This window comes from Brakhagea baltica, from assembly GCF_052161605.1.
Lineage (GTDB): Bacteria > Planctomycetota > Planctomycetia > Pirellulales > Pirellulaceae > JBKCUI01.
In genome coordinates this window covers 4,672,956-4,699,321 of the sequence record NZ_CP197409.1, presented here as the reverse complement: position 1 = coordinate 4,699,321, position 26,366 = coordinate 4,672,956, and the positions used below count along the sequence as shown (strand labels likewise).

Genomic DNA, 26,366 nt, shown 5'->3' with positions numbered 1-26,366 from the left:
AGGGAATCCATTAACCGAGCAAGGAAAAGTCGTCTCTTTACCATCGTTCCCTTAAGTCCGCCAATGAAAACTTCGAAATACCATGGCATTTCTTGGGTGACGAAACATAAAATTTCTGCTCCCACGACTATCGGATCGTAACGAATACTCCGAATATCTTAGCTTTTGTACTCAGAACCTTGAGATGCTGGCATCAAAAAAAGGACTCGTTGTAGCAGTAGGTTGGGCTCCAATTAGAATCGAAAGGGAAGATCCACAAATCCACCTCTAGCTGACTCCCATTTTTTCGAGAACTGTCATGAAACTGATGATACCAGCAATCGCTATTGCAACCTTGATCCTTATCAATCAAGCTCGTTCTCAAGAGGCGGAGGCAACCGCCTCCCCAGTCACCATTTCCGCACCTGATGGAACCAAACTGAGTGCACCTATGGCACCACCAACGGCTTCCGTCAAACCGGTAAAGTCAGGACCGGTTACGGTTAGTGTTGATTTGATCAATGGCCAGCGAATCACAGGGGCGTTGACGGATTTAGGAGCCATTCCTGTTCGAGCCTCCTGGGGGCCGGCAGAGATCCCAATTCCTGAAGTCGCTGGCGTTAAGTTTGCGACCAATGATGACCCAACCACAACAATCATCATGACCAATGGTGATTCGATCACGGTCGCGACAGATCTGAAGAGCGTGTCGGTAGATACTGAGTGGGGGCAAGCCAAGATCAATGGTTCAGCGATTCTTTCGATGCTGTTCATACCCGATCTCAAGTGGACAGCGTCCATGGGGCTCAATGGCAAGCGATGGAGCTTAGTCGATGCAAATGCTTCGGTACCGTCGACAAGCACGACTACTATACCTGCAACATCCCCGGCTGTTTCTGGTGCCACGCCTTTGAACCAATCGGTGAACCGAACTTTCATACCCAACAGGTAGTCAGAAACCAACTGAACTCACCTTTTTCTTCAAAGCAGAAAGCACCGAAGCTCCGCATACTTCTAGTGGGGATTATTCCGCCTTTAGCTACATCAACGCTTCCCCCTTATTGGCTCGGCGGTAAAGCACTAGAACCATCAAAAATGGCGAGAGGCCATCCATTTTGCGAAGAATCGGAAGCCCCTAAGGGCAAGCGTGCGGTATCCAACTACGGTGCAAATGCTAATCTCAATGGTCTTATCGATTGTAGGGCTGTGAGGCTAATAATTAAACAAATTAGCCCATTCGACCTCAGGTCGAGCGTCATCCTCGTAATGGGGTGAGCTACGTTGACTCGAGGATGGGGGCATATAAAGCCCTCTCCATGGTTTCAGTTAGCTTATCGAGTCGTCAAAGCATGCCAAGTATCAATGAGTTGAGTTTCTCCGATATTTGCGAAGTCTACCTTCAAGAGTATCGAGCTGGAAATAAGGTCAGCATTCGCGCTTTGGCTAAGAAATTTCCTCAGTATTCCGATCGGATTCTGAACGAACTGCCACATATGGCGTTGCTGGAGAAATCGTTAAAGCCAGAACGATCATTAAAGATTCTAGACGATTTCGCTTCTACCAATTACGAGATTCTAGGTGAGATTGGTCGAGGTGCCTCTGGTATCGTATATCGGACAAAGGATCGTTCAACCAACCGAAATGTCGCCCTGAAGCTGATGAAGCTCTCTCGCAATCCTGAGAGCGCTCTGCGTCTAACGCGCGAGATCGAGAGCCTCAGCCGCTTAAACCATCCCAATGTGGTTTCAATCATTGATCAAGGGGCGATAATGGATCACGTATTCATCGTTATGAATTTGGTCGACGGCTGCTGTATGTCTGACCTATTCAGCAAGACGCCATCGCTGCTCGCCAGCTATTGGATTTCCGAGTTAAAGAATGATTGGAGCCGCCTCGCCATTTGGGGACAAGAGATCGCAGATGCACTGGATTACATTCACACCCAAAACATCTTTCACCGTGACTTGAAGCCTGCCAATATTCTCCTTGAGCGGGATGGCAAATGCTTTATCACCGACTTTGGTTTAGCCAAGATCCGTAACGAAGGGCTAGGAGTCAGCCGTAGCGGCATGGTGGTTGGTACTCCACGTTATATGGCCCCGGAACAGATGCGTGGTGTTGTCGATCAACGTAGCGATATCTATGCATTGGGTCGGACGCTGTACTAGATCGCATGCCTGGGAGCGGATGAATCCTACAATTGCCACGACCAAGTCGATTTGGCGCCGATATGCAAGATCAATCCTAGCATCCCAGAAGAACTTGGTGGAGTCATCGACAGGGCCTGCGATCAAGTTGCCGAGAAGAGATTTCAAACCGCGAACGAGCTAGCAGTTGTCTTTCAACGCTTCCTCGAAGGCAAGTCTCCCTGCGATCGCCGCCGAACGGGCAAACGCATGTCAGAAAGTGAGTTTAAGTCCGTATTGCGGCGACGGCATCGGTTGATGGCCGCAGTCTCGATCGGCGTCTTTACACTGACGTTCGCAGGAGTTTTCGCATTTCGATCTTCAAAGTCGGAGACGGCTTCGACCTCCCATGTTGAACCAGCCCCTCCCAAACTAGTCGCAACGGAAAGCTTTAAAAACCTCGCGTCAAAGATTCAGTCCAACGATGTCGGTTTTGTAGAGGTCGTCGGGGAGGCGATCAAGCAATCGGTCGTTAATGGATCAGACAATCCCACAGCAAAGAAAATTGAGGAAAAGATCGATAAGATCGTAAGTCACGTCACAAAAGAAGGCCTTAAGCCCGGTGAACTTGATGCCATCATAAACGGATATAGAAAATCATCGTTAAACACGGCCGATAAGATTGCTGCCCTCGCCTTGCCACTCACAAATTCCAATTTGTCAGAAGAACAAAAAGCGAGAGGAAGAGAAACACTTGCCAAGTTCGCGAATACCGTTATATCCAAAAAGATTACAAACGAAGAAGCAGATCGGATGTTGTCGGGACTCTTCCTGGGAAATATTCCAAGGATTGAGCAAATGATCGACATTCAGGTTCCTGAACAAGCCTTTGGCTCCTGGCTGGTTCTAGTAGAACAAACCTTTCAAGATCGATTTAAGGAGGCAGACAAAAACCCTGTTAAGGTCCACGACGAATTGAACCAAATTCTCGATAGTTTCCTACAAATCAACCAATAATTACGCCCCAAATAGGTAACTTTGATGACCGATTTACTCGCAGGTAGGATAAACGAAGATAGACAATCGGATTTGTCGCAGCTGATGCAATTGCAACGACAGCACCTTCGTAGATTCATCGAGTGTCGCATCAACCAAAAGGTCACATCGCGACTCGATGCATCCGACATCATCCAAGAGGTTTATATTCGCGCCTACCGTAGTCTCGATACCTATCTTGAATCACCTGAAATACCTCCCATGGTGTGGTTGCGCAAACTGAGCAAACAAATTCTTAGCGAAGCTCACCGCAAGCAATTTCGGCAAGTACGCTCACCCTACCAGGAACAAACGGACATCAACGAGAGTTTCATCGGAAAGATAATGGACACAGGCGTGTCCGTCCGAACCGAAGCGGAACGTCGAGATTTTTCGGAACGAATCAGAGCACTTCTCAATCAGTTAAGCGATATTGATCGCGAAGTACTCGAAATGCGACATCTCGAAGATTACTCTATACGAGAGATCTCAGAATTGTTAGATCTCAATCAAGATACGATCAAGAAGCGATACTATCGCGCCTTGTCACGTTTTCGAGAAATCGTGTCCCAGAACACCGATTTCTTTGCTGATGATATCGAGTCTCTTGCGAGCACTTAGTGCCTAGTTATAGCCAACGGGCTGGTATCGTGATGCTACCTACTCTCTCAACAAGACATCGAGAGAGATCTCTTTCCAAATGATCTTTGCCATGTCATCCCCTTCATAAAGGCAACCGACCATGCCTTCTGGCAAAGCGACGAGGCAGGAATACGCAAACAAACCCGGCTCTATCAGATTGGATTTTGTCCACGATTGACCTTGGTCGGTGCTAATGGTTATGGTTCCCTTTTCCCGTTTGTCACTATTCGGACCAGAGTAAAGCAAGACTGGGAGAGCGTCAGGATCGGGATGGGCGACGCGGATGATCGATCCCATGCAACTTGGGTCACGCTGTTCCTGCACATCGAAAACCGGCGACCATGACTCGCCACCATCGTCGCTGATCGCCCCTTTTCTGACTGGTGCTCCCGCCCATCGACGTGCATTCATTAGAAGCCTTCCATCAGCAAGCTCAACGACTTGACATTCGTTGACTTGGCTGGTTCGCTTGCCAGACGACTCGACGATTCCCCCAGGGACAATATCTCCCATCTGCCAAGTGGTCCCGTGATCATCACTGTAGACGACGTAGATATTCCATAATCCATACGGACCTTCGTTGAACGGAAATACCAGCCGCCCTCGGTACCCCCCGTTGGTCAATTGAATCCCAACTCCAGGACCACTCGCAATGGTTGTAACAATCGTCTCTCGTTTTGCGCTCCGCGTGATTTCGCGTGGGGCTGTCCATGTCGCGCCATCATCCGTGCTACTGATCAACCAACATCGAACGATACTGTCACCAATGTAACCTGTTTCAATTTGCCCACTTTGCTCGGAAAGTGTACCTGGATAGGATTGGTACGTTAGAAAAATCGTTCCAGACTCTTGTTCGACGACAGCGCACGGATTGTTAAGCGCCGCGTTTTGATCTTCTGCTATGATCGCGAGCTCCCCCCACGTCTTACCAAGATCACGACTCCGTCTAAGTAGGATTTTGTTGAACGCTTGATCGCGATCTGCCGCTCGCCCCTCCGCAAAGGCCAGCAGCGTGCTCTGCTTTGTGAGAATCACCGAGGGAATACGGATCGATGCAAAACCGTTCATTCCCGCCTCGAAAACAATGGTACGGGGCTCGTCACTCGTAACCTGAGCGAAAGTAGGCTTGGCCATCAACGACCAACAAGCAGTCGCTAGCCCAGCGAGGACTATAAGAACAATGAGCTTGTTAGTCATCTCAAGGATCCTGTTTCGTACCAAGATGCACGAGCCCTGGCATGATCCCGGTATGCTACGGAGCGCCTCGGCAGCATGTCGAGACAAGAGCGGAGACAAAGTTTGGTAGGACATAGACAGCATTCTCCAAATAGCGAAAGAGAGGAACTCCCAAGGCAGGTTTGCAACCCATTTTGCGCAGCTTCACAGTTGTAGTGAAAGGGATCTTGGAAATTTTCTGCGGATTTGTTAAAGCTCGAGTGTGTCTCGATTCTCGCGGTCTAATCGCGGGAGGGTTGGATGATCAAGGAAGATGACAACAGAGGCTGGATATGATCTCATCACTCGATATTAGCACGAGTGCGTTGGTCGCGCAGAGAACTCGGCTCAATACCATCTCCGGTAATATCGCCAATATGTCCACTCTCAAAAATGAGGATGGGGAGAATAAGCCCTATCAACCTCGCTTCGTTATCTTTAAGACCGACGAAGAGATGGGGCAAGGTGGAGCGGCCGGTGTCAAGGTGGAAAAGGTTGAGATCGATCAATCGGAGCCAAAGTATCGCTACCAACCTGACCACCCACTAGCGATTACCGAAGGAAAATGGAAAGGGTACGTCGCCTACCCTAACATCGACATGAACGAGCAATTCGTGGATGCTCTCGAGGCCTCTCGGGCCTACGAGGCCAACGTAGGCATGATTGAGATGACCAAAGGTATCACAAGACAAAATCTGAGCATCTTGGCATAAGCATGCAACTTCACTCGAACGATCTATTCTCGCGGCATCAAGAGCGAGTCTATCAGATGATGGACCAGCTCGCAGATCGCAATCGCTCGACCTCGCAAAACGAGCCGAAGAGCCCGTTTGCCGATCTGCTCACATCCGGGATCGGGCGGGTCAATGCCATGCAGCATGAATCTCAAGAGATGATCGAACAGCTCCTCTCGGGAGAGGATGTTAACCAAGCGGAAGTCTTTACAAGCGTGCAGAAAGCCGACATGTCCTTTCGCATGCTGGTCCAGATTCGAAACAAATTGATGCAGGCCTACGAAGAACTTAACTCCATTCGCGTGTAGTCCACCTTACGTAATATGAACATCATCAACAAGCTGCTTCAAGACGCGAAGACCCTGTTTGCGGGCATGACACCGCAAGCCCGGCTGCTGACTGGCTTGCTGTCCGGGGCCATTCTTATCAGCGCGGCATTCTTGATGAACGGTGCATCGGCAAGCACCGCCAAGACGGAATACTTATTCGATGGACGTAGCTTTAATGAGCAGGAACTCGCCCGATTTAGTGTCGCGTTTAGTACGGCTGGTCTTAAGAACTGGGACCGAGTAGGAGATCGAATCAAGATCCCTGAGGGTAGCCGGGGTGAGTACTACAAAGCGATTTCCGACTCGAACGTCATGCCGGATACTATGTTTGGTCCGATGGACGAAGTTCTTAAGAGCAATTCTCTGCTGGAACCGAACCGGGTTACCGAGGTCAAACACTTGACGGCTAAACTGAAAAGCATCGCAGCAGCCATCGAAGCCATGCCGCGTATTCAGCAAGCGTTCGTGACCTACGATGAACGTCGTGAAGGGTTCAACGCTACCCGTCCCAAGACGGCTAGCATCGCTGTACTTGCTAAAGGAGGCGTGCCCCTGAGCCTCGAGCAGAAACGTAGCATCATGAACTTTGTCCAGAAGTCGATGGCAGGACTGAGAGCCGCCGACATCGCACTGCTTGACCTAGCCACCAGTCAAACCACTCTCGGAGAAGACGACCCACTCATCCTCGAGCAAGAGCGTTTCTACGTTGTGAAGAAGCAACAGGAAGAAGATCTGCGACGGCGCAGCTTGGAGCTTCTGAAAGATTACGGCGACGTGCGACTGGACGTGAACGTCGAGCTGGACCCAACGCTCATGGAAGAAACCAGCAAAATGAGCTTTGACCCTAAACCGACTACGATCCAATCCAGCACGATGAAGCGGGATGAAGATTCTCAAAAGATCAGCACCCAAGGTAGACCGGGAACCGAGCCGAACGCCATTTCGAATCGCAGTGCATCCCTTACAACACCCGATCAGTCGTCGAAATCAAAAGAGGTATCGGAAAATGTGAAGCAGGTCGCCGGCAATACCGTGACCAACACCAAAAAGGCTGGCTTACAGGTCAAGTACGCTTCGATTGCCGTCTCAATTCCTTCGTCGTATTATCGACGAGCTTACTTAGTCGAACAAAAGAAGATCGATCCTAATTTTGATCCGACCAAAGCTGCCCCGACGGAGAAGGACATTGAAAGCCTGCGTCTCCGGGTCGAAACCAGCATCAAAAAACTGCTTGGAACACTACTGCAAACCTCCGCTCCAGGAGAAGATAAACTACCCCGCGTTACGGTCGACGAGTATATCGACTTTCCCGTCGAGGAGATCACGGGGCCATCCATGGCCTTTCTGGTCATGACCTGGCTACAGGATTCGTGGCAGACACTCATGCTGGGTGCGATCGCATTAGCGGCGATCTTCTCGTTAAAGGGGTTTGTGGCGGCAGGTAACAAGTCAGACGACTCTGAATTCGAACGAGGCTTTAATCTGCCGATCGACGAAGCTGCGGATATCGATCTCTCGGGACTTGCAGGTGACGAGCTAGCAGCCGTTGAGGGACAAATGGACGAGGATTCAGGTGACCCCAATGCTCCTCCACGCTTTAAAACCACCGGCGGCGATTTGAAAACCGATCTAACCACGATGGTCCGCGAAAATCCTGATGCTGCCGCCACGCTGCTACGCAACTGGATAAGCGGTGCGAGCGCTTAAAATCTCCGTCTAAGCGGTTCGGCGACGAAGGGTTCGATCGGTGAACTGCTTGGCGCGACGCGCTCCCATGGCGACTGCTCGCTCGACCATACGAAGCTTCCTATAAACCGCCGGCCGGCTGGCAAAGCGATCAAGCGACCTCCGATACTTGAGGAAGAACATAAACGTCTCTGCAAAGTCCTCAGACGCATTGGTCGTGGCGTAGTCCGTAATAAAGTTCTGAAGCAAGTGCCCGTAGTAGTACTTGAGTCGAGCTGCATCCGTCTTTCGTCGCTGCTTTCCCTTTTGATAGGCAGGATCTCGCTTGAGCTCCTTACGCCAGGCACGGTAAGGCTCCGGGGTTTCGTTGCTGTATGCGGCACCAAACGTGTGCACGAACCAGTCCTGCCGGAAAAAGCCTGGGTCGATGTAGTACCAGGCATGCGCGTACTCATGACGGATGGTATCCATCAATGTATGACCAGGCTTGTGGGAAATATAAGGCAGATCGCGGGGGAGGTAAATTACTCCGGGCTTGTAACCCCACTTCGCATAGTGGCCAACGTACTCAAAGACGTAGCCTCTCTCACCGCCACAGCCGCTTTTTGCATGGGATATGCACAGCTCGACAGCATCGAGGTACACACCGTCCGCGAGCAAGCCGACTTGAGCCAGTTCGTTTCGAATATGATTGTATGCACGATCTACGTTTGCCATGAACCGGGGACGTTTCTACGAGGGAAATGAATGCCGATCCTCCTTTCGGTAGCTTTTGCACTCGCATCCCTGCCCTATCCAGTCTGCTTGGAAACCATTTGGTCGGCAATTCGAATCCCGAAAATTCGAGCTGCCACACCATTTGGGGGGGGATGTAGGTGTTTTGACCTCGAGCTTTGGACCAAAACCTACTCCCCGCGTTTCCGAGCAGCTTGATTCTTGCGCTCCAGCCCCCACCGGCAAGAAAAAAATGGCTCTCTTAATAAGCCCTACTAATCTGCATTGATTGATTCCTTGGTTCTTTGAGCTATGCATTGGAAAAATCCCCTCGGCAGTACCTGTTCGTGGCGCAGGACACCTGGTCGGGACCTGTTTGTGGTTGCGATATTGAACTTGCCGGGGGGACAGGAAATTCGATAGATAGTAGTTTTTGCGGGAATTAACGCGGTTTTTCTGGTTGAAACGATGCCGAATCGACGTGAAATCTTGATGGCCGGAACGGCAACACTCTTTGGTTGCTGCGGATGTAGGAGCGCACCGGTTACCGGGCGTCCACAACTAAAACTAATTCCAACATCCATGGAGATGCAGCTCGGACAACAGAGTTTCAACGAAATCGTGCAATCCGTCCCTGCTTCGCAGAACGCCCATTGGCAGCAAATCGTCAGCCGCGTGGGGCAGCGAATCGCAGCCGAAGCGAATCAACCTCGGTTTCAATGGGAGTTTCGCCTGCTGGCTGACCCAACACAAAACGCCTTCTGTCTCCCTGGTGGCAAAGTCGCAATCTATGAGGGGATCATGCCAATCTGCCAGAACGAAGCAGGTCTCGCGGTCGTTATGAGCCACGAGGTTGCGCATGCCATCGCCCATCACGGAGCCGAACGCATGAGCCAGCAAGCAGGCGTCTCGGGTATCAGCACCATGATGGGATGGATGATGAATGATGTCACTCCGGCCACTCGTCAGCTAGCGATGCAAGCCTTCGGGACAGGAGCACGCTACGGCCTGCTTCTTCCCTATAGTCGCAAGCACGAAACGGAGGCGGATGAGATTGGTCTCATGCTGATGTCCAAGGCTGGCTACGACCCCTCAGAAGCCCCGCTCTTCTGGGGACGATTTGCTGATAACGGATCGAGTGGCACTCCGGAATGGGCCTCGACCCACCCAAGCGATCAACGCCGAGCTGCTGAGCTAGCAGCAAGGCTCCCTACGGCCAACTCCATCTACGAGTCCCGAAGCTACCGCTTTGGCAGGGGCGAATCGCTCGTTTAGTTCTTCCTTTGCAAAGTACCGTCCAATTCCGGGTCGGCGAAAAGTCAACCGCTTCGACTGTCACCAAGGTATTCTCGCAACGATCGCAATCCCCGTTTGAGAAGTCCGGCGACTGCCATCTCCGATTTCCCCATTCGCTCGGAGATATCCTTCAAAGACAGCCCCTCGACATACCGCAAACGAATGGCTTCCTGCTGGGTTTCCGGTATGCGTTCCAGATGAACGGCGAGCAAGGCGGCGGTCTCATTCTTCATCACACGCTGACTCGGCGTGGAGGTCTCAGCGGGAATGATATGCTCCATACCGAGCGAACTTCCACCGGAATCGGAGGGGATGGATAGTTTAGTCTCCATCCGGGCCGACCGCTTTTGTGTCCCCAGATGTTGCTGGTGAGCGGTGTGAATATTGTTGCGCAAGATGTTGCGAAGCCATGCCAGCAACGAATCGATCGAATCACCGCGAAACGCACTGAAATCGCGAGCCGCCTCGAGAAACGTCGTTTGAACGACGTCCGTAAAATCGAGCCGACCTCGCAGTCGATCGTCGAGATGACGCTGGGCAATGACATTTAAATAAGGACGAAATCTCTCCAGGAGCTCACCCTTGGCGTCATCATCGCCCGCTTTAGCCTTCTCTAAGATCGAATGCGAATCGAATACCATTATTGTTGCCTACAGTCGTAACTTACGCGTTCGCTCCCGCCTCAAGCCCTGCGTTGAAACGTGCCGCAATGGGGAAGTAAACCAACAGAATAGCTGCCATTGCGACTCCTAACAGTCCGAAGTAGAAGGTGGGAGGCATCAACGGGTAGAGCTGAGTAATCGGTGCGTTGATTAGTAGGTTAGCTAGGAACACGACGGCTAACCAACAGGCAGTCACGAAACTCTTCATGGACGCGGGAGCTGCCACGAACGCCAGCTCGAGACCGGTAATCGACACGAGAACCTCGCCTGCTGTAAGAATTAAGTAAGCCAGAACCTGCCACCAAACGGTGACTCGCTCCGCAGGCTTTACCCAATCCACCACGTCAGCAACGATGGCGATCTCCCCAGCTTTAGCTTCACCTGACTTAACGACTTCCAAAACATTTGTCCCGTCCACTAAGTCAGTGAGACTTGCGACACTATTGGCGAGTGGCATGGTCGGTTTGTCCGCTATCGCCAACTCTCCTGCTTTGATGGTGAGTTTCTTTTTCGCGTTATCGTAATTGGAGGTAACACCTGAAAGGGAGGCCCCCCCCATGGTTAATGTATCCGTAACCTTGTCGAGCGCTTCTGTGGAAGCTGGCAGTACGACATAACCATCGGAGAACGTTAGCTTGGTCCCTTTCTGCGATGCACCAGCCATGAATCCCGAAAAACTCATGATCGCCATGCTAAGAGCCGTAAAACCGAATCCGAGTGCGATCTTATTGGTCGCCTTGATCGGAAACGCTTTAAATATCACGACGCTCAGCGGCACCATAGCGATGATAAACAGAGCATTGAAGGCCTGGATAGCATCCGGCGGAACAGGCACACCGAACAACGTGCAGTCCATATAGGTATTAGCAAAGAAAATCCAAGTACTAGCTGATTGGTCAAAGATCGCCCAGAAGAACATGACCGTTAAGAAGAGCAGACCGATACGCTGGAGCGTTTGTAGTCTCAAAGCGCGACGGTTCTGCTTTTCTTCAGGTGTTACGTATTGCTTGACAATGGGTACGCCCGTAATGGTCTTGTAGCCAGTCTCACCATCGGCTGGAGGAGTGGTTACCAATTGGACGATCGTCTCCTGACCATAGAATCTCTTGCCCAGAGCAAAGATTACCAGGGCCAAAGCCATCAAGCCAGCCGGGAACATGAACGCAATCTGGTAGTCATATTTATCTCGCAACCATGGCATGGTTGACTGCGATAGAAACGCACCAATATTGATGGCCATATAGAACCACGAAAACGCGGAACTGCGTAACTGGGATTGCCCTGGCCGCTGCTGATCGTAGGTTAATCCCATCAGCGTAGAGATGTTTGGTTTGATTACCCCCGATCCCATGGCAAGCAAAACCAGAGCGCCCATCACGATGATCGGATTCTCGATCCCCACAATAAACTGAGCTACAACGTACGGGACACTAAACAACACGATCGTCCAGTACTTGCCCAAAAAGTTATCCGCAACCCAACCTCCGATTAGAGGGAAAAAGTAGCAGGCAGCAATGAACAGAGACATATAAGTCCCCGCGTTCCCCTTATCGACACCGAGTTTGTCGATCATGTACATCGCCAAGATCGCTCGCATACCATAGTACGAACATCGTTCAGCAAACTCACCCCAAAAGAAAAACCAAAAACCCACGGGGTGACCAGTGCCCGCACTGCTGGCAGGGTTTCCTGGCGTTGACACGGTTGAAGACTCCACGCACAACCTCTTTCATCACAATAGGAAAAATACTTCGCGACCACTGTTCATCAGCGATCGCCAACTCGAACTTGGATTTGTCTAGTTTATTTTGCAGCCAGTCGCAACCCTCCCGGTATCATTCCCGTTGGGAAATTATCCGATTCCGCCATCCGGCGATCGCTATTCTAACTAACCTGCTCCCAACCGCTCGCACCAAGTTGTATAATTCCGCGGAGTTGCACTCTTGCGAAAGCTTTCCTCTCTCCAGCTTTCTCACCCCCGGCAACCCTTTGGGTTCTATTCTGATTTTTCCTCATTAGCCACTTCAAGGTACTGATGGCCGATACTACCAAGAACGACTTTCAGCCGTTTATTCCCGAGGATTCGAACGTTCCCGAGTTTACATGGGGGCCGCTGGTCATGGGCTCTCTCTTAGGGATTATCTTTGGGGCTTCGTCGATGTATTTGGTCATCAAGGTGGGGCTAACCGTCTCCGCCTCGATCCCGGTCGCGGTCTTAGCACTCACGTTCTTCCGAATCTTGAGCAGGCTGACGGGAGGACGAAAATCTACCATTCTCGAACACAATATCGTCCAAACAGCGGGCTCCGCTGGTGAATCGCTGGCGTTTGCCGTCGGGATGATCATGCCCGCCTTGTTGCTGCTGGGCTTCGAAATCGATGTTGTCCGAGTCATGACCATTAGTGTCTTTGGCGGGTTGCTCGGGATTCTTCTCATGATCCCTCTCCGACAAGCGTTCATGGTCAAGCAACATGGCAAGCTCATCTTCCCAGAAGGTAAGGCTTGCGCCGAAGTATTGGTGGCTGGCGAGAAAGGTGGCGGCAATGCCATCATGATCTTTGCTGGGTTCGCACTCAGCTTCGCTTACCAACTGCTCATGGGTGGCCTCAAGCTTTGGTCTGACGCAGTCTCTCTCGCTCTCCATACGGTAAACGCAGCCGGTAAAGCGGTCGGGCTAAAAGGTGCTAGCCTCGGGCTAGAGGCTAGCCCCACTCTTCTCGGCGTCGGCTACATTATTGGTCCCAAGATCTCATCCATCATGGTTGCGGGCGGTGTTCTGGCGTACCTCGTCATAGCACCGATGATCGTCTACTTTGGCGAGGGGCTCGCGCAACCTCTCGAGCCTGCGACCATGCTCATAAGCGACATGGATGACGATGACATTAGGAACAACTACATACTCTACATCGGTGCAGGTGCGGTAGCCGCCGGGGGAATCATCAGCATGATACAAGCCATGCCGGTAATCTTGGCCGCATTGTTCTCGAGCCTGCGTGACTTGAACCGGGCCAAAGTCGCTGGCACAACCGGGTTACGTACAGAAAAGGATATACCGTTACCGATCGTCTTCGGCGGCAGCATCGTGCTGGTACTCAGTCTTATGGCCGTTCCTCAACTCGGATTGGGGTTCGGATTCACAGGCTTCGTTGCAGCCCTGATGATTATGGTCTTTGCCTTTCTTTTCGTAACTGTTGCGGCACGGATCACCGGAGAAATCGGCTCAACCTCCAGCCCTATCTCAGGCATGACGGTTGCGACCCTTTTGCTCACATGCTTGATATTGCTGCTACTCGATTCCTTTGGGCTCGTGACCATCAACAAAGAGATCAAACTCACAGCATTGACGGTGGCGGGTGTCGTCTGTATCGCGTGCTCGAACGGAGGTAGTACAGCTCAAGCCCTCAAGGTTGGGCATCTGGTCGGTGCAACGCCTCGTTCACAGCAGATCGCCATTCTTATCGGTGCACTCACATGCGCATTTTTTGTCGGCCTAGTCCTTCTAGCGATGAACGAAGCCAATACTACCTATAGTAAGAACGCGGTATCACCCTATGCCTCCGTAGTGGTCGATACCGACGGGCTTCCCAAGGGACGCGTCAATTCGGGGCCTTACTCGGATGATACCAACGATTACTCCGTTTTGATCTTGGGCCGAGCGGAAACCGATCGGGAGCTGCCGCCTGGGAAATATCTCATCGATGCCGATGGCAAACCTGTCTACCTGGTTGATCCCGCGATAAACGGAGTATTGAAGAGTGATGATGCAGGCAACCCAACCACTCGATATGAGGCACCAAAGACCGTGCTCATGCAACTGATCATCGACGGGATTTTGGACCGACGACTGCCGTGGGGCTTGGTAATGCTGGGGGTTCTAATCGCAGTGACACTCGAGCTAAGTGGTGTCGCGAGTTTACCGTTTGCGGTCGGTGTCTATCTACCACTCTCAGCATCGACTCCTATTTTCGTGGGAGGCATGGTGAGGTACTTGGCCGACAAATGGAAAGGAAGATCACAAGGAGAAGACGATTCCAGCCCGGCTGTTCTACTCAGTTCCGGTTATATCGCTGGCGGGGCGATCGCTGCGGTTCTGATTTCGTTGATGAATTTTAGTCCAGCCATTACCCAATGGTTCGAGGCGAGGGGGAGTGGTCTAGCAGGTTACTTGCCCAACAAAGATATCCTGGCATTCGGGACGTTCTTGATTTTGACTCTCTGTCTCGCAATCGTTGGAGCTTGGAAAACCAAGCACGATCGCTCCAGCTAACTGCCCCCGAGGAAAAAAGCACAATGAGCACCACAACCAGCCCCCACGATATTGAGGCCTGTCAAAACCAGGAGTACCGAAATCAAAGCAATTTGAGGTCCTATCTGGTGTTGAATTTTGGTCTGATGGTTTTGTTGGTTCTGCTTGCCATCGTTTCAGACGTCCTAAGGCGAGTGGCAATCCCATTCTACCTCCCGATTAGTTCGGGTAGGCTCGGTAGTGGACAAGGCCACGAGGCCCGGCTGTTGTAGTGGACGAGGCAACGAGGCCCGGCTGTTGTAGTGGACGAGGCAACGAGGCCCTTTGCCCTGGAGACCGCCGGCTCCTATTCCAAAAAGACGTCTGCCATTTTTGTGGCGGGCGGGTTTGTCGTCGCCGTTTTGACCGAACTGAGACTGTAGAGATTTCGGCTTGTTTTTCGGAGCTTGACTGATTTGTTGCGAATTCTGGAGAAGCTATCCTGTCAGGCCTCCGTCGATTACCGTTGCAATTCCCCGCGTTTTGGCGACCGGAGCGTGTTTAGTTTCCTGGGAGTTCAAGATACACTGATGATAGGTCTCGAGTTTGGTTCGAAGCCTACCGCGTTAGTTTTGAGTCCTCAATGAGCAATGGATGCGATGACACACAACCCAATTCCGACTTCGCTCGATTCCGTGCACTGCACTCCGCAACACCGGGCAACCAGGCTCGGAGTCTTTAAGGGAATCGCTATCATTCTGATTGTGTTCTCGATTCTGCCAGAGATATGCCACGCCCAATTGATGGGTAGGCAACGCACGAAGCGAGAATCCGATTTGACTCGACCGGCCCGCGAAGTCATGTCCATTCTGCAAGATGCCGAGAATGCGATCGAGAATGAACAGTGGAACGCAGCCATCGTGGCACTCGGAAGCCTTCTGGGCCTCGAAACGGAGAACTCAGACGATCTCGGCTACGACTTCTTCTTGTCTCCGAACAAGCGGGGTAGTGGAAGTATGGTCAAAGGTTCTCTGTTCCAGCGAGTCTACAGCTTGATCGATCGGCTACCTCAGGATGCGTTTAAGCTTCTCGAAATCAAGTATGGCTTGGAGGCCGAAGCTCGCTTTAAAGAAGCAACCGAAAGCTCCGATTGGGCCACGCTGTCCGAATTAGCGACCAAGTTCAGTTTCCTCCCCGTAGGTCGTGACGCGGCGTTGCTGCTCGCTGAACGGGCGGTACGACTCGGTGACGCGAGTCGTGCGGCGACGCTATATCTGCGACTCTTTTCGCAATCCAAAGCAGTGGAAAGTTTAGGGCCACGAGTCGCCTTTGCTGCGGCTACGAACCTAGCTTCGATAGGGGATCGGACCAATGCGGTCGAGGTGTTAGAATTACTTCGGGGAAGCACTCCATCAACAAAGGTCTCATGGAACGGTAAAGAGCTGGAATGGAACAGCAGCACTGACACCAGTACACTGCTAGATCAACTCACCGAGGGGCAGCCTGCTTATCAAGATCGCATCATCAGTCAGCCCCTTACCTTTGGGGGCAACAGTCGACGCAATGCGAACACGCTAGCTGGCAAGGTGTTAACCACCCGATCTTGGCATGCCGAGGTTCATGAATCAACATTCCGTATTCGAGCGTTGGGATCGACGGTTAAGGCACAATTGGATCGAAACGATCGCGATGCATTCCTCATCCCATCTCGCGTTCCCATCCATGTCGGACGGGTGGTTATCTTTCCAACTTACGACCATCGCATCCTCGCTTTCGACATACCCACTGGAATGTTCTTGTGGGAGTGCGCGTATACGGGAATGCCGATCAGTTTCTCACCCGATCGCTTCCTGACTTCGCGAGGGAGGAATATGGAAGAATCGGCGGCACCAGATTATCTAATCAAACGCGTCTGGGGTGAATCCGTTTACGGACAGTTGTCCAGCGACGGCAAGCGTGTGTTCGGACTTTGCGAACGCCCTAGCATTGACGTCGCCGAGCGATTCGCCATTGGTCAAACAAACCGAATCATGCGACCTGGAATGGAGCAGCCCAACAATGTGCTGCAATGCTGGAGTGTGGCCGAGCAAGGAAAAATTCTCTGGGAAGTCGGTGGTTCGGTGAGCCCGATCGAACCGCAGTTAGCGAACACTTACTTTTTGGGAGCTCCGCAGCCTTCGGATCGCGAGTTGTTTATCCTGGGGGAACAGAATGGTGAGGTGTTTCTTTTCGCACTGAATCCTGCTTCTGGGAAATTAGCATGGAGTCAACCATTGGTAGCCAACCTGTCAGGCCCGATCACGGATGACGCGTTGCTTCGCAGCATTGGAGCTATGCCGTCTATAGAGGGCAACATAGTTCTATGCCCTACCATTTCTGGCCATCTGGTCGCGTTTGATCGACAAAGCAAGACGTTAGCCTGGGCGTTCAAATACGACGTGCGCGATTCCTATTCCCTTGCACAAGCGAGCGCGTTTGGCGTCACGCAATTGGGAGACTATTCCGCATTTGATTCTCGATCTGCCGATCTGGCTCCAGTCATCTCCAAAGGAGTCGCAGTATACGCGCCAGTCGATAGCTCCGAGCTTTTCGCGGTTTCGGTGATAAACGGCAAAGTCCTCTGGCAAATCGCTCAATCTGAGCTTGGCACCTTCCGCTACGTTGGTGGTATTTCGGGCGAGACAATTCTCTGTGTTTGTCAAAACTCTGTCGTCGGGCTCGATCTGCGAAGTGGCAAGATGCTTTGGAACATCTCCCAGTTAGGGAATGATGCACAGGTCGTGGGGCGTGGACTAAGGCGAGATCAGTTCTATTACCTACCCACCTCAAAGCAGCAGATCCTCGAAATTGATGTAACGAATGGTCGCATCACGAACACGACAACTCACGACGAACCGCTCGGCAATCTTCTATTTGCTACAGATCGTATTCTTTCGATGTCCCCGTTTCAGCTAACCGCTTACCCGATTAAATCGATTGTAAGCGAGTCACTAAAGACGGAACTAGCCATGGAATCGGTCTCCATCGAATCTTTGGTCAAGCAAGGAGAGATGGCTCTTTCGGATAACCGAGTTGAGGATGCACTCGACATACTGGAGAAGGCATACAACGTTGACCCAACGGATCCCACCAGTTGGTTGCAATTGAAAAAGGCTTCGTCGTTAGCCTTGGAAATGGATTTTGACAAATTCATTGGGCGGGTTTCCCAGTTCTCGATCGCCATGAGTGACGACATAAACTATATCAGTCGGTTGATCGAGTCCCTGGAAGCCAGAGGCCGTTACGACGAGGTCCTATTAAAAGCATTAGAGATGGTCGAGCTGTTGTCCAATCGACAAACCGACCTGCTGGGTGATTCGGAATTGGTTCGGAGCCAGCCCGGTGTTTCGTTGCAGCCAGAACAATGGCTGGCGACCAAGATCGAAAAAACGGTGGAGCAGTTGGGTGATCTTTCCCAATACCCTAATCTTGAGTCGGCAATTACAAAGCAGCTCGAAAGTCTTGAGTATTTGTCTCCCATTTCTTTGCGAAAGCGGCTCGCGTTGCTTCGTGGTGTTCCAGGCACGGTACCTATGCGTCATCGCTTTGCTGAAGAGCTGATCGTTGAACGTCGATATTTGGATGCCGAGACTTTGCTTCTCGAAAGAGAAACCGCCGATTCGCTATCGGACTGTCTTGTGGACGATACCGTTGGACGAATGTTGCTGGCCAAGATCTATGTCGCCACTTCTCGTGAACGATTGGCTTTTCAGTTGATCGAATCTCAAGGGGATGATGCCCGCAAGGAGCTGATAACCTGGAAAGAGACCATGCTTCAGTCGCAGCGATTCATACCTCGTGGGTTTTCAGAGTTTAACGCAGATGGCATTTTCGCTACTGCTACCGAGCAACCCAAATGGCCCAAGGGGAAAGTCGTCGTTGAGACTCTGCGAAGTGAACAGGTGACCTACCAAAACACCTTGTTCAGACCTAGCCCGTCACAAGCCAACGTGGCGAGAGTCATCGGGGATGCTTTGAGAGGCTGGGACTTGCGATGGGGCGATGCCTCCAAAGATCTCTCGATGTTTAATCCCGATTCACGCCTAGGTTGGAAGATGAAAGTTTCCAGCATCGATTGGGATCGGACCTCTCCGACCGTTTACGCAGTCGATGGACGCCTGATTCTCGAAAGCAATCGCACCTTGGTTGTACTCAACGGGCTTGACGAAAACGCCTCTTTCTCCGAGCTATCGGAGTTATGGCACACGTCCTACACTCCACCTCCGCAAGTAAGGGGTGGTAGAACGACGCGTGGGGATTTCCTTTCCTTTTGGGGAGCCCGCGTTTCCGAACGAGGTTTTGGAGTTCTTTCGGTTAGTCGCCGAGGCGTGTTGGTCTTCGAAAATGAGAAACTAGAATTGCTCGATCTCAACAGCAAGAAAGTGCTCTGGAGCAGAACCGGTATGGCGGGGAATTTCTTCTCTGTTCACGGAAACATCGTTTATGCGGTTCGTCCAGGCCGCGAAATCAAAGAGTATGATCTGCGAGATGGACGAGAGCTCCGATCCACACCCTTTAAACAATCGACTAACGAATTTTTCCCACTGGGTCGCTATGCATTCTTTGGTGATTCGCAAAGTGGCTTAGCGCGGATGGTTGACTTGTCGGAAACCAAGGTGCTTCTCGAGAGAACCTTTTCTGCGGACGTGACTATAGGGGCCGACGCGGCAGTAGGGCTAATCGCATTGGATAACGCAGGGCAGTACTACTATTGGAATGTGTCAGACCAGAAAGAGTATTCTGGCAGGATAGAGTACGACCGTTCCGCATTGGAGCCGACCCAAACCGATCGTGTCGAGAAGCGGCTTGCAATCGCTCGATTCCGAGACAAAGTCATCGTGCTCCCCTACAACTCCAACATCAAGATCCCGGAGCTACAGATCTTCCCAAGCTTGCTAGAAGATTCGTTCGCACCCGTCAGTGGACCTGTCTTCGCCATATCGGCAACTGACGGATCCTTGGCCTGGAAGAAACCAGTTCCGGTGGTGAACTACTCTTTTCCACTCCTGCAGAGTCGAGACGAAAGTCCTGCGCTCGTATTCACACGGCGGATCGATTTGCCCAGAATCAATAACAACTCGTTCGCGTCTATGGCTTCGTTGGCGATCCTCGATTTGCGGACCGGCGATTTACTGCATATGTCACACGACAACGAATGCGCTCGCACCTCCACGTTTACCCAAACTATCTTTGCAAATGAATCGAGAATGCTGATCGAGTTCGCAGCCACACAATTCAGTCTGCGCTGGACCGATGAAGAGGCTGTTCGGGATCAGCCTATCGCGGTAGGAACCCTCAATCCAGAAGAATATCGAAACCGTATCAAGGAAAAGTTCGATGCGATGCGCACCGATGCGAACTTAAATCCTGCTATCCTTCCGCCTCCACCGCGGGCTTTTAAATAACTATGCGAATCAGTTCTTTGCCGCGTTACTATCGCAACCTAAGACGTTGGCAGGAAATTATCGTAATACTCCGGCGATACGGTTTAGCGGATTGGCTTAGCCGTTTGCGCGTGGACTTTATTAGAGATTGGATCAAGGACGACGCCGGCACGCCACTCTCCAGTTATAGTCGCGAAGCTCGCATTCGCATGGCTCTAACCGATCTTGGCCCGACGTTTATCAAGCTCGGTCAAGTGCTGTCGCTGAGGCCCGACCTAGTCGGTTCGGAACTGGCAAAGGAGCTGCAAAGTCTACAAACACAGGTTCCTCCCGATACTTACGCCGAGGTTCTAGAGGTCGTGGAGCGTGAACTCAAACGCCCCATGCGCGAAGTCTTCACTCACTTTGCCGAGATACCGGTCGCGTCAGCTTCGATAGGTCAAGTCCACGATGCCACCCTGTTGGATGGCACCCAGGTAGTCGTCAAGGTACAGCACGTCAATATTCAGGCCAAGGTAAACGAGGACCTGGAGGTGCTGCACGGCTTGGCGGTCATGGCCGATCGAATTCCCGAGCTAGCGGCCTGGCAGCCCAAGTCGTTGATCGAGCAACTTTCGAGAACGTTACGCCGCGAACTGAGCTTCTCCCGAGAAATTTCCAATCTGCAGGTCTTTCATCGACTATTGATGGAATCCGAAAAGCTTCGCATTCCAATCACCTATCCTGCATTTTCTACTTCGCGCATGCTGACCATGGAAAAGCTCGAGGGAGATTCCATACATTCGCTTAGTTTGCATGCAGAGCACTCGGACGAAGAGCGCCGAGACGTGGCGAAGCGCATCGCATCGCTTTATGTGGACATGATCTTCGTTCGCGGGCTGTATCATGCCGACCCCCATCCCGGTAATATTCTCATCCAGAAAGATGGCTCGATAGGCTTGTTAGACTTTGGCATGGTGGGCCGGATCGATGATACGCTGCGACAAGCCATCGAGGAAATGCTTTTCGCCGTCTATTGCCAGGATTCCGCACTGTTAACATCGCTGATCAAGCGTGCGGGCAAGATTCCACCAGCTATCGACGAAGCCATGCTTTCCAACGATGTTGCAGATTTGATTGCGACTTATTCCAGCCAGCCGATTGAATCGATCGATCTAGCGATGGCACTCAATGATGCCACCGATATTCTCCACCGGCATCGTATCACACTTCCAAGCCAGATGGGGCTGCTCATCAAGACTTTGGTTACACTACAGGGAACCATTAGAGAGCTATCCCCCGGATTCAGTATTCTAGAAGCTGTCCAACCGGCTGTTATGCAATTGAGACGAGGTCGATTTTCACCTCGCCGTCAGCTTCGGCGCATCCGCCGGTTATATGTTGAGCTAGAGGGGTTAGTCGAGCGGATGCCATCGCAAATCAGTTCACTCATGGAACTCATCCAAGAGGGGCGTTTGGACGTGCACCTCTCGCATCGTGGATTGAGCCCGTCAATCAACCGACTTGTACTGGGGCTATTGACCAGCTCGCTGTTGCTCGGATCGTCCATATTAATGGCATCTAAAGTTCCACCTCTTCTATTTACGAAAGGTGGACCGTTTGGGTTGCAAGATTTATCGATCCTGGGGTTGGCGGGGTTCCTAACCTCTTTGCTCGTAGCCGTTCGAATTCTGCTGGCGATCAACAAATCGGGCCATCTCGATACGACGGCCGACGATCACTTTGATTGACCGATTGAAAACAAATGCACCTGGCTTGGAGACTGTCGAAAAATGTATGTCGAAAGATACTGCATGTATTTTTCGACACACATCTTTCGACAGTTGGTGTCCTGAATTTGCGTAAAGTTTTTCATCTGCCACTCGTTTTAGCTAATCCCGTTCTCTATTCCGCAGCCAGACTCACACACACGATTTCCTTATCGTTTCGAACTACGACACAACGATTAGCGAATGCGGGATGAGACCAAACCACATCCCGTCCAAAGCATTCACCGGTGGGCTCGAGAACTTTCATGCGTCCTTTCTCTTCGAAACCATCTTTGGAAAGCTTGGCAAGAATCAGATCGCCCGTTTCCGCAAAGATAAACGAACGCCAATCGTTCTGCACCAGAAACGCAGTACCGTGCGAGGCCCGTCGTTCCCCGCCCGCCGTCAGCTTGTAGGTTTCCCAAAGGCGTTTGCCGGTCTTTGCATCGACTGCAATGAATTGACCGCTTCCGCAATCAGCCCCGTAGATAACATCCCCGAGCCACAGGGGCGTCGCGTTGCCACTGTAAAGCCCCTTCTTGATATCACCGCCTGACCAAAGTGTCTTCTCCGGTTTGCCCGTTTCGGTAAATTCGACCATCGCTGCGACCTCACCAATTCCACTCGCGAAGAACTTTCTACCTTGGAATCTAGGGGCAGCAATCGACATCGCATACTTGGGCGAAAGAGGATAAGTCCAGTTAGACTTTCCCGACTTCAAATCCAAACCTACGACAGCATCTGGAGTCCAGACAACGAGTTGCTCAACCCCGTTAATCGTCGCGACCGAGGGAGGGCAATAACCGATTTCGCTGGCGTTCAAAGCCCCCCAAATTTCTTTGCCCGTGCGTTTATCCAGTGCTACGACCAAGCTATCCTTGCCACCGGCCAAGCAATACAACAAATCACCATGAACCAATGGGTGCGCCGAATGCCCCCATATCGGAGTCTGAGCTTGATAGACTTCGTTAAGATTCATTTTCCAGACTTCTTCGCCGGACTCTAGTTTCAGGCAGAGCAAGTCTCCTTCCGCGCCCAAGCAGAAGACCAAATCCCCGTCGACGGTCGGTGTTGCACGAGGACCAGCCGCGTAGGACACGCTATAAGGTCGTTGGTACTCAACCTTCCAAAGCTCTGCACCTGTTTTGAAATCGAGGCATAAGATTCGTTCCTTGCCTTCACGAGAATCCCGAGTGCTAGGATCATTATTCACTTCAGGCTTAACCGCTTGGTAATCAGTAACAAGAACTCGACCTTGCGAGACAGCAGGCCCGGAATAGCCCCCACCAACAGGAGTGCGCCACAGAACCGGCAGGCCAGACTCGGGAATAGCGTCGATGATCCCAGTCTCTGTCCACTGGCCATCCCGATTAGGTCCCATCCATTGAGGCCAATCCTCAGCCAACAATGCAGAACCGAAAGATAGACTGAGAGCCAAGCCGCCAAAGTATCTAGAAAGCATTTCAATCCACCAAGGTATTTTAACGTGTTGAAGAATCGTCTGAGAAACAATCAGGGAAGGACCGAATGGTCTGTGCGATAGTTACCAATCTTATCCCAATTATGAATGCGAGAATGGTAAAGTTTTCGTTAATCGGATTCTTGACCGAGATTACCCCTACCACCACTTAGTCCTCAATTGTCGGGTAGAATTCGTAGCCAGTCAACACACCGTTTGCCGGGAGGAATCAACTAATGCTTCGCAACTTGATCGCTTTCTTTCTGGTTTTTGGAATGCCGTTGAGTGTTATTGCATGCCTTTGGGACAGGGATACGCTAGCGACTGAAGCACGCGGGTTACCAGAGTTGGTTGCAATTTTGACGGGCCGATTCGAACGGAACCCAGCACTTTACTACGAAATGCGTCTTACCCGCATTCAGTCCCAAATCGATAGCGAGTCGGATGACCTAAATGCATATGATGATGCCGCTGTTGCTTGTGATCGGCTTGGTCAACACGATGCGGCAATAGAATGGATGGCTCGAAAGCGTTTGAGGCTAGACCGAATGCGAGCGATGCAATTGGATATTGCGGACCACGACTATCGCTATCACGCCAATCTTGGGACATTCATAATCCACCAATGGATATCCAATGGGGCAGACCGCTCGAGCATGGGACCTGTGGAGAGAGCATGTCTCGAGATAGAGAAGGCTATCGAGCTAAACCCAGATGCTCACTTTGGACGAGAAAAATATCAACTCCGGGCCATGAGATGGATTTTGGATCCACCGCAGATGGAACCTTACAACACTTTACCGAGCTTCGTTGATTGGCCTCCAGGTATATACGATACAAGTTTTCCGGATCCAGAAGACGTAGATGAAGCAATGAATGGACTAATGGGGCTTGTTGTGCTGGGAAATGCCTGGGAAAGTGTCGACGTGTTCTATGCCCTCAACCTGGTTTTACAAGTTCACTCGAAAGGCTTCGCTCCAAATCGTACTGGTGGTAGGAATTCGTTGGCTTACTTTGCCTGGCTTAGGTGCAGCGAATTGATCGAAATGGGTCGTGGTTCCCTGGTGCCAGGAGCACCAGCGGGTAGGCAACTAAAAGATTTGCTGTATAGACCGGACTTTGTCGGTGCTGAATTTTTGCTCGACCCAGAGTATCAAAGACTGCGAGCCGAAGCGGACCTTTGGCAAAGGGAGCGCACCGAGTTCATGATAAGGCGATTGGAAACTGGGCTTCATCCCGATACGGCCCCAAACTTCTGGGAGGGGTATACTTCCCGTTCCGCACCAAGTCTTTCCGATGAATCCGTCCCAACCGTTTTCGAACGCCGTCAGATCTTCAAACGAAACATTTTCCTAAGCCTACTTTTAAGTATTCCGACCGTCCTATTGGGACTTGGTACCTGGTATGGATTCCGACGTTTTCGTTCTTAGTTCTGTAGTTGACGCAAAACTAGCGGGCTGGGTGGCACGCTCTGAGGAACGAAAGGCGTGTTGGCGCTCCACACCCTTCGTTCTTTAGGATGTGCCACCTCCACTCAGCCCCAATGGGTTGCCACCTTTTCACCAGGCCACCCCGAGAAAATGGGAAAGAGGCTGGCGACTTGTAATATTTTTCAGGTTTTTGTCGACAGGAGCCTCCAAGACTGCAAGAATATCCGTAGGTAGAGGGATGAATCGGAAGCGTCTACAAATCCAGTCTTAAGGAGCTCAAATGATGAACGATCCTCGCGTCAGTCGGCGACGCATGCTCGGTGCCTTTGCGGGTGGTGCTGTTTCGACTTTTGTCACAGCACGCGCACTAAACAACCACTCGTTCGCTGGTTGGGAAGCGGAATGCATTCCCCACTCGTCGGCTGAGGGCTCAGCGGAGACGGGCATTTCTGATGCAGCATCGGAATCTCTACCCATTCGTATCCTTCTAAACGAGAACCCGTTGGGCTGCTCCCCCAAAGCTCGCGCTGCTGCCATCGATGCCGTTTCGCGCGCGCAGTACTATCCATTCGATGTGGCAACGAAACTTGCCAACCGATTGCGACTTAAGCACAACATGCCACTGATGACCGAATCTTCTGGTCTGTCGTCTCGGGTGATCCCCATCCAAGAGTCACATGGGGTGACGCTCGCTGGAGGATCGACCGAGTTGCTCTTCGCCATCGCTCACGCGTTCACTCAAGACGGTGGATCGATAGTCGAAGCTGACCCGAGCTATCAAGCTTTAGGAGCCTTTGCCCTCAAGCGGCCAAACTCGCAAGCCTTTATCAAACGCGTTCCCCTCTTGTCCGACGGCGGCAACGATTTAGAAGGCTTGTACCAAGCGATCGACAATACTACTAAAGTAGTCGTCATCAACAATCCCAATAACCCCACCGGCACAGCGTCTCGTAAAAGCGACTTGTACGATTTTCTCAAACGCGTTCCAGATAACATACTGGCTGTGGTCGACGAAGCCTACATTGACTTTCTCGATAAGCCTGAGTCAGAGTCAGCCATTCCTTTGGCCCTCGAGCGCGATAACATCATTGTGCTGCGAACCTTCTCAAAAATCCATGGACTTGCAGGCTTGCGAATCGGCTATGCTGTCGGCCCTCAGGCAACCATCGAACAAATGCAGAACTTTCGAGTCGGTTCGTTCAGCATGAATCAATGCGGCCTAGCAGCTGCTATCGCCTCGCTGGATGACGAAGACTTTCAAGAACAATCTCGCAAAATGGCTCGCGAATCTCGCACCAGAATCACAGAGTGTCTGAAAGAGTTTGGATTTAACGTTGCCCGATGCGATGCTGCATGCATTTGGGCCGAAAGCAAGACGGAGCTCACGTCGCTGGTCGAGCAATTGGCCCAGCGTGGGATACTCATTGCTTCAGGAATGCGTTGGGATCGACCAAATTGCCTCCGTATTTCCGTCGCAACCTCTTCGCAGACGACCAGGCTAATCGAGGCAGTCCAAGAAATCCTCAAATCCTGATTGCGACCGAATAGCTTGCAAAATAGGGCGTATGGTCCGCGGTTTTACCCTGCTGGCCAGTCAAACAGGGTGACGTTCGACACAAATGTGACTAAAATCAGAAGCAGTCGAACGTCACTACTGGGCATC

General features: G+C 51.6%; 18 protein-coding genes. 13 read left to right on the top strand and 5 right to left on the bottom strand.

Features of this window, described 5'->3' with window-relative positions:
* Window positions 1-298 precede the first annotated feature (298 nt).
* The 4 genes from SH449x_RS18035 (at window position 299) to SH449x_RS18020 (ending at window position 3,761) form a co-directional block, all read left to right on the top strand.
* On the top strand, window positions 299-931 hold the full coding sequence (locus SH449x_RS18035; protein WP_482377469.1) for a hypothetical protein: 633 nt from the start codon (window positions 299-301) through the stop codon (window positions 929-931).
* A gap of 397 nt (window positions 932-1,328) precedes the next feature.
* Window positions 1,329-2,147, top strand: a complete 819-nt coding sequence (locus SH449x_RS18030; protein WP_482377468.1) for a serine/threonine protein kinase — start codon at window positions 1,329-1,331, stop codon at window positions 2,145-2,147.
* A 51-nt stretch (window positions 2,148-2,198) separates the two neighbouring features.
* Window positions 2,199-3,122: a hypothetical protein gene (locus tag SH449x_RS18025; protein WP_482377467.1), complete on the top strand. Its 924-nt coding sequence runs from the start codon at window positions 2,199-2,201 to the stop codon at window positions 3,120-3,122.
* Window positions 3,123-3,146: 24 nt separating this feature from the next.
* Entirely contained in the window at window positions 3,147-3,761 is a 615-nt protein-coding gene (locus SH449x_RS18020) for a sigma-70 family RNA polymerase sigma factor (RefSeq protein WP_482377466.1), read from the top strand.
* A gap of 39 nt (window positions 3,762-3,800) precedes the next feature.
* Here SH449x_RS18020 and SH449x_RS18015 read toward each other — a convergent pair whose 3' ends face one another.
* Window positions 3,801-4,979, bottom strand: a complete 1,179-nt coding sequence (locus SH449x_RS18015) for a sialidase family protein (RefSeq protein ID WP_482377465.1) — start codon at window positions 4,977-4,979, stop codon at window positions 3,801-3,803.
* 311 nt (window positions 4,980-5,290) lie between these two features.
* On the opposite strand from SH449x_RS18015, the gene flgC reads away from it, so the two are divergent.
* From flgC to SH449x_RS18000, 3 genes are read left to right on the top strand one after another with little or no spacing between them, the layout of a single operon-like run.
* Complete coding sequence (flgC, locus tag SH449x_RS18010; RefSeq protein WP_482377464.1) at window positions 5,291-5,710, top strand: flagellar basal body rod protein FlgC; 420 nt, start codon at window positions 5,291-5,293, stop codon at window positions 5,708-5,710.
* A gap of 2 nt (window positions 5,711-5,712) precedes the next feature.
* Window positions 5,713-6,039, top strand: a complete 327-nt coding sequence (gene fliE, locus SH449x_RS18005) for a flagellar hook-basal body complex protein FliE (RefSeq protein ID WP_482377463.1) — start codon at window positions 5,713-5,715, stop codon at window positions 6,037-6,039.
* A gap of 15 nt (window positions 6,040-6,054) precedes the next feature.
* Window positions 6,055-7,767, top strand: coding sequence for a flagellar M-ring protein FliF C-terminal domain-containing protein (locus tag SH449x_RS18000; protein WP_482377462.1), 1,713 nt, complete (start codon window positions 6,055-6,057; stop codon window positions 7,765-7,767).
* Window positions 7,768-7,776: 9 nt separating this feature from the next.
* On the opposite strand, the gene SH449x_RS17995 is transcribed toward SH449x_RS18000, so the two are convergent.
* Entirely contained in the window at window positions 7,777-8,463 is a 687-nt protein-coding gene (locus SH449x_RS17995; RefSeq protein ID WP_482377461.1) for a hypothetical protein, read from the bottom strand.
* Between the two features lie 465 nt (window positions 8,464-8,928).
* Between SH449x_RS17995 and SH449x_RS17990 the strand changes: the two genes are divergently transcribed.
* Window positions 8,929-9,735 (top strand): M48 family metallopeptidase, encoded by an 807-nt coding sequence (locus SH449x_RS17990; RefSeq protein WP_482377460.1) that lies wholly within the window; start codon window positions 8,929-8,931, stop codon window positions 9,733-9,735.
* 44 nt (window positions 9,736-9,779) lie between these two features.
* Here SH449x_RS17990 and SH449x_RS17985 read toward each other — a convergent pair whose 3' ends face one another.
* Complete coding sequence (locus SH449x_RS17985; protein WP_482377459.1) at window positions 9,780-10,397, bottom strand: sigma-70 family RNA polymerase sigma factor; 618 nt, start codon at window positions 10,395-10,397, stop codon at window positions 9,780-9,782.
* Between the two features lie 22 nt (window positions 10,398-10,419).
* On the bottom strand, window positions 10,420-12,135 hold the full coding sequence (locus tag SH449x_RS17980) for a POT-type proton-dependent oligopeptide transporter (protein WP_482377458.1): 1,716 nt from the start codon (window positions 12,133-12,135) through the stop codon (window positions 10,420-10,422).
* 318 nt (window positions 12,136-12,453) lie between these two features.
* Between SH449x_RS17980 and SH449x_RS17975 the strand changes: the two genes are divergently transcribed.
* From SH449x_RS17975 to SH449x_RS17965, 3 genes are all read left to right on the top strand, one after another.
* Window positions 12,454-14,685 (top strand): OPT family oligopeptide transporter, encoded by a 2,232-nt coding sequence (locus tag SH449x_RS17975; RefSeq protein WP_482377457.1) that lies wholly within the window; start codon window positions 12,454-12,456, stop codon window positions 14,683-14,685.
* 617 nt (window positions 14,686-15,302) lie between these two features.
* Complete coding sequence (locus SH449x_RS17970; protein ID WP_482377456.1) at window positions 15,303-20,087, top strand: outer membrane protein assembly factor BamB family protein; 4,785 nt, start codon at window positions 15,303-15,305, stop codon at window positions 20,085-20,087.
* A gap of 2 nt (window positions 20,088-20,089) precedes the next feature.
* A complete protein-coding gene (locus SH449x_RS17965) occupies window positions 20,090-21,796 on the top strand; it encodes an ABC1 kinase family protein (RefSeq protein ID WP_482377455.1) in 1,707 nt (568 codons plus the stop codon).
* Between the two features lie 154 nt (window positions 21,797-21,950).
* Here SH449x_RS17965 and SH449x_RS17960 read toward each other — a convergent pair whose 3' ends face one another.
* Complete coding sequence (locus SH449x_RS17960; RefSeq protein ID WP_482377454.1) at window positions 21,951-23,276, bottom strand: PQQ-binding-like beta-propeller repeat protein; 1,326 nt, start codon at window positions 23,274-23,276, stop codon at window positions 21,951-21,953.
* Window positions 23,277-23,509: 233 nt separating this feature from the next.
* On the opposite strand from SH449x_RS17960, the gene SH449x_RS17955 reads away from it, so the two are divergent.
* Entirely contained in the window at window positions 23,510-24,703 is a 1,194-nt protein-coding gene (locus SH449x_RS17955; protein WP_482377453.1) for a hypothetical protein, read from the top strand.
* Window positions 24,704-24,983: 280 nt separating this feature from the next.
* Window positions 24,984-26,237 carry a pyridoxal phosphate-dependent aminotransferase gene (locus SH449x_RS17950; RefSeq protein WP_482377452.1) on the top strand — a complete coding sequence of 418 codons (1,254 nt, stop codon included), beginning with the start codon at window positions 24,984-24,986 and terminating at the stop codon, window positions 26,235-26,237.
* Window positions 26,238-26,366 lie beyond the last annotated feature (129 nt).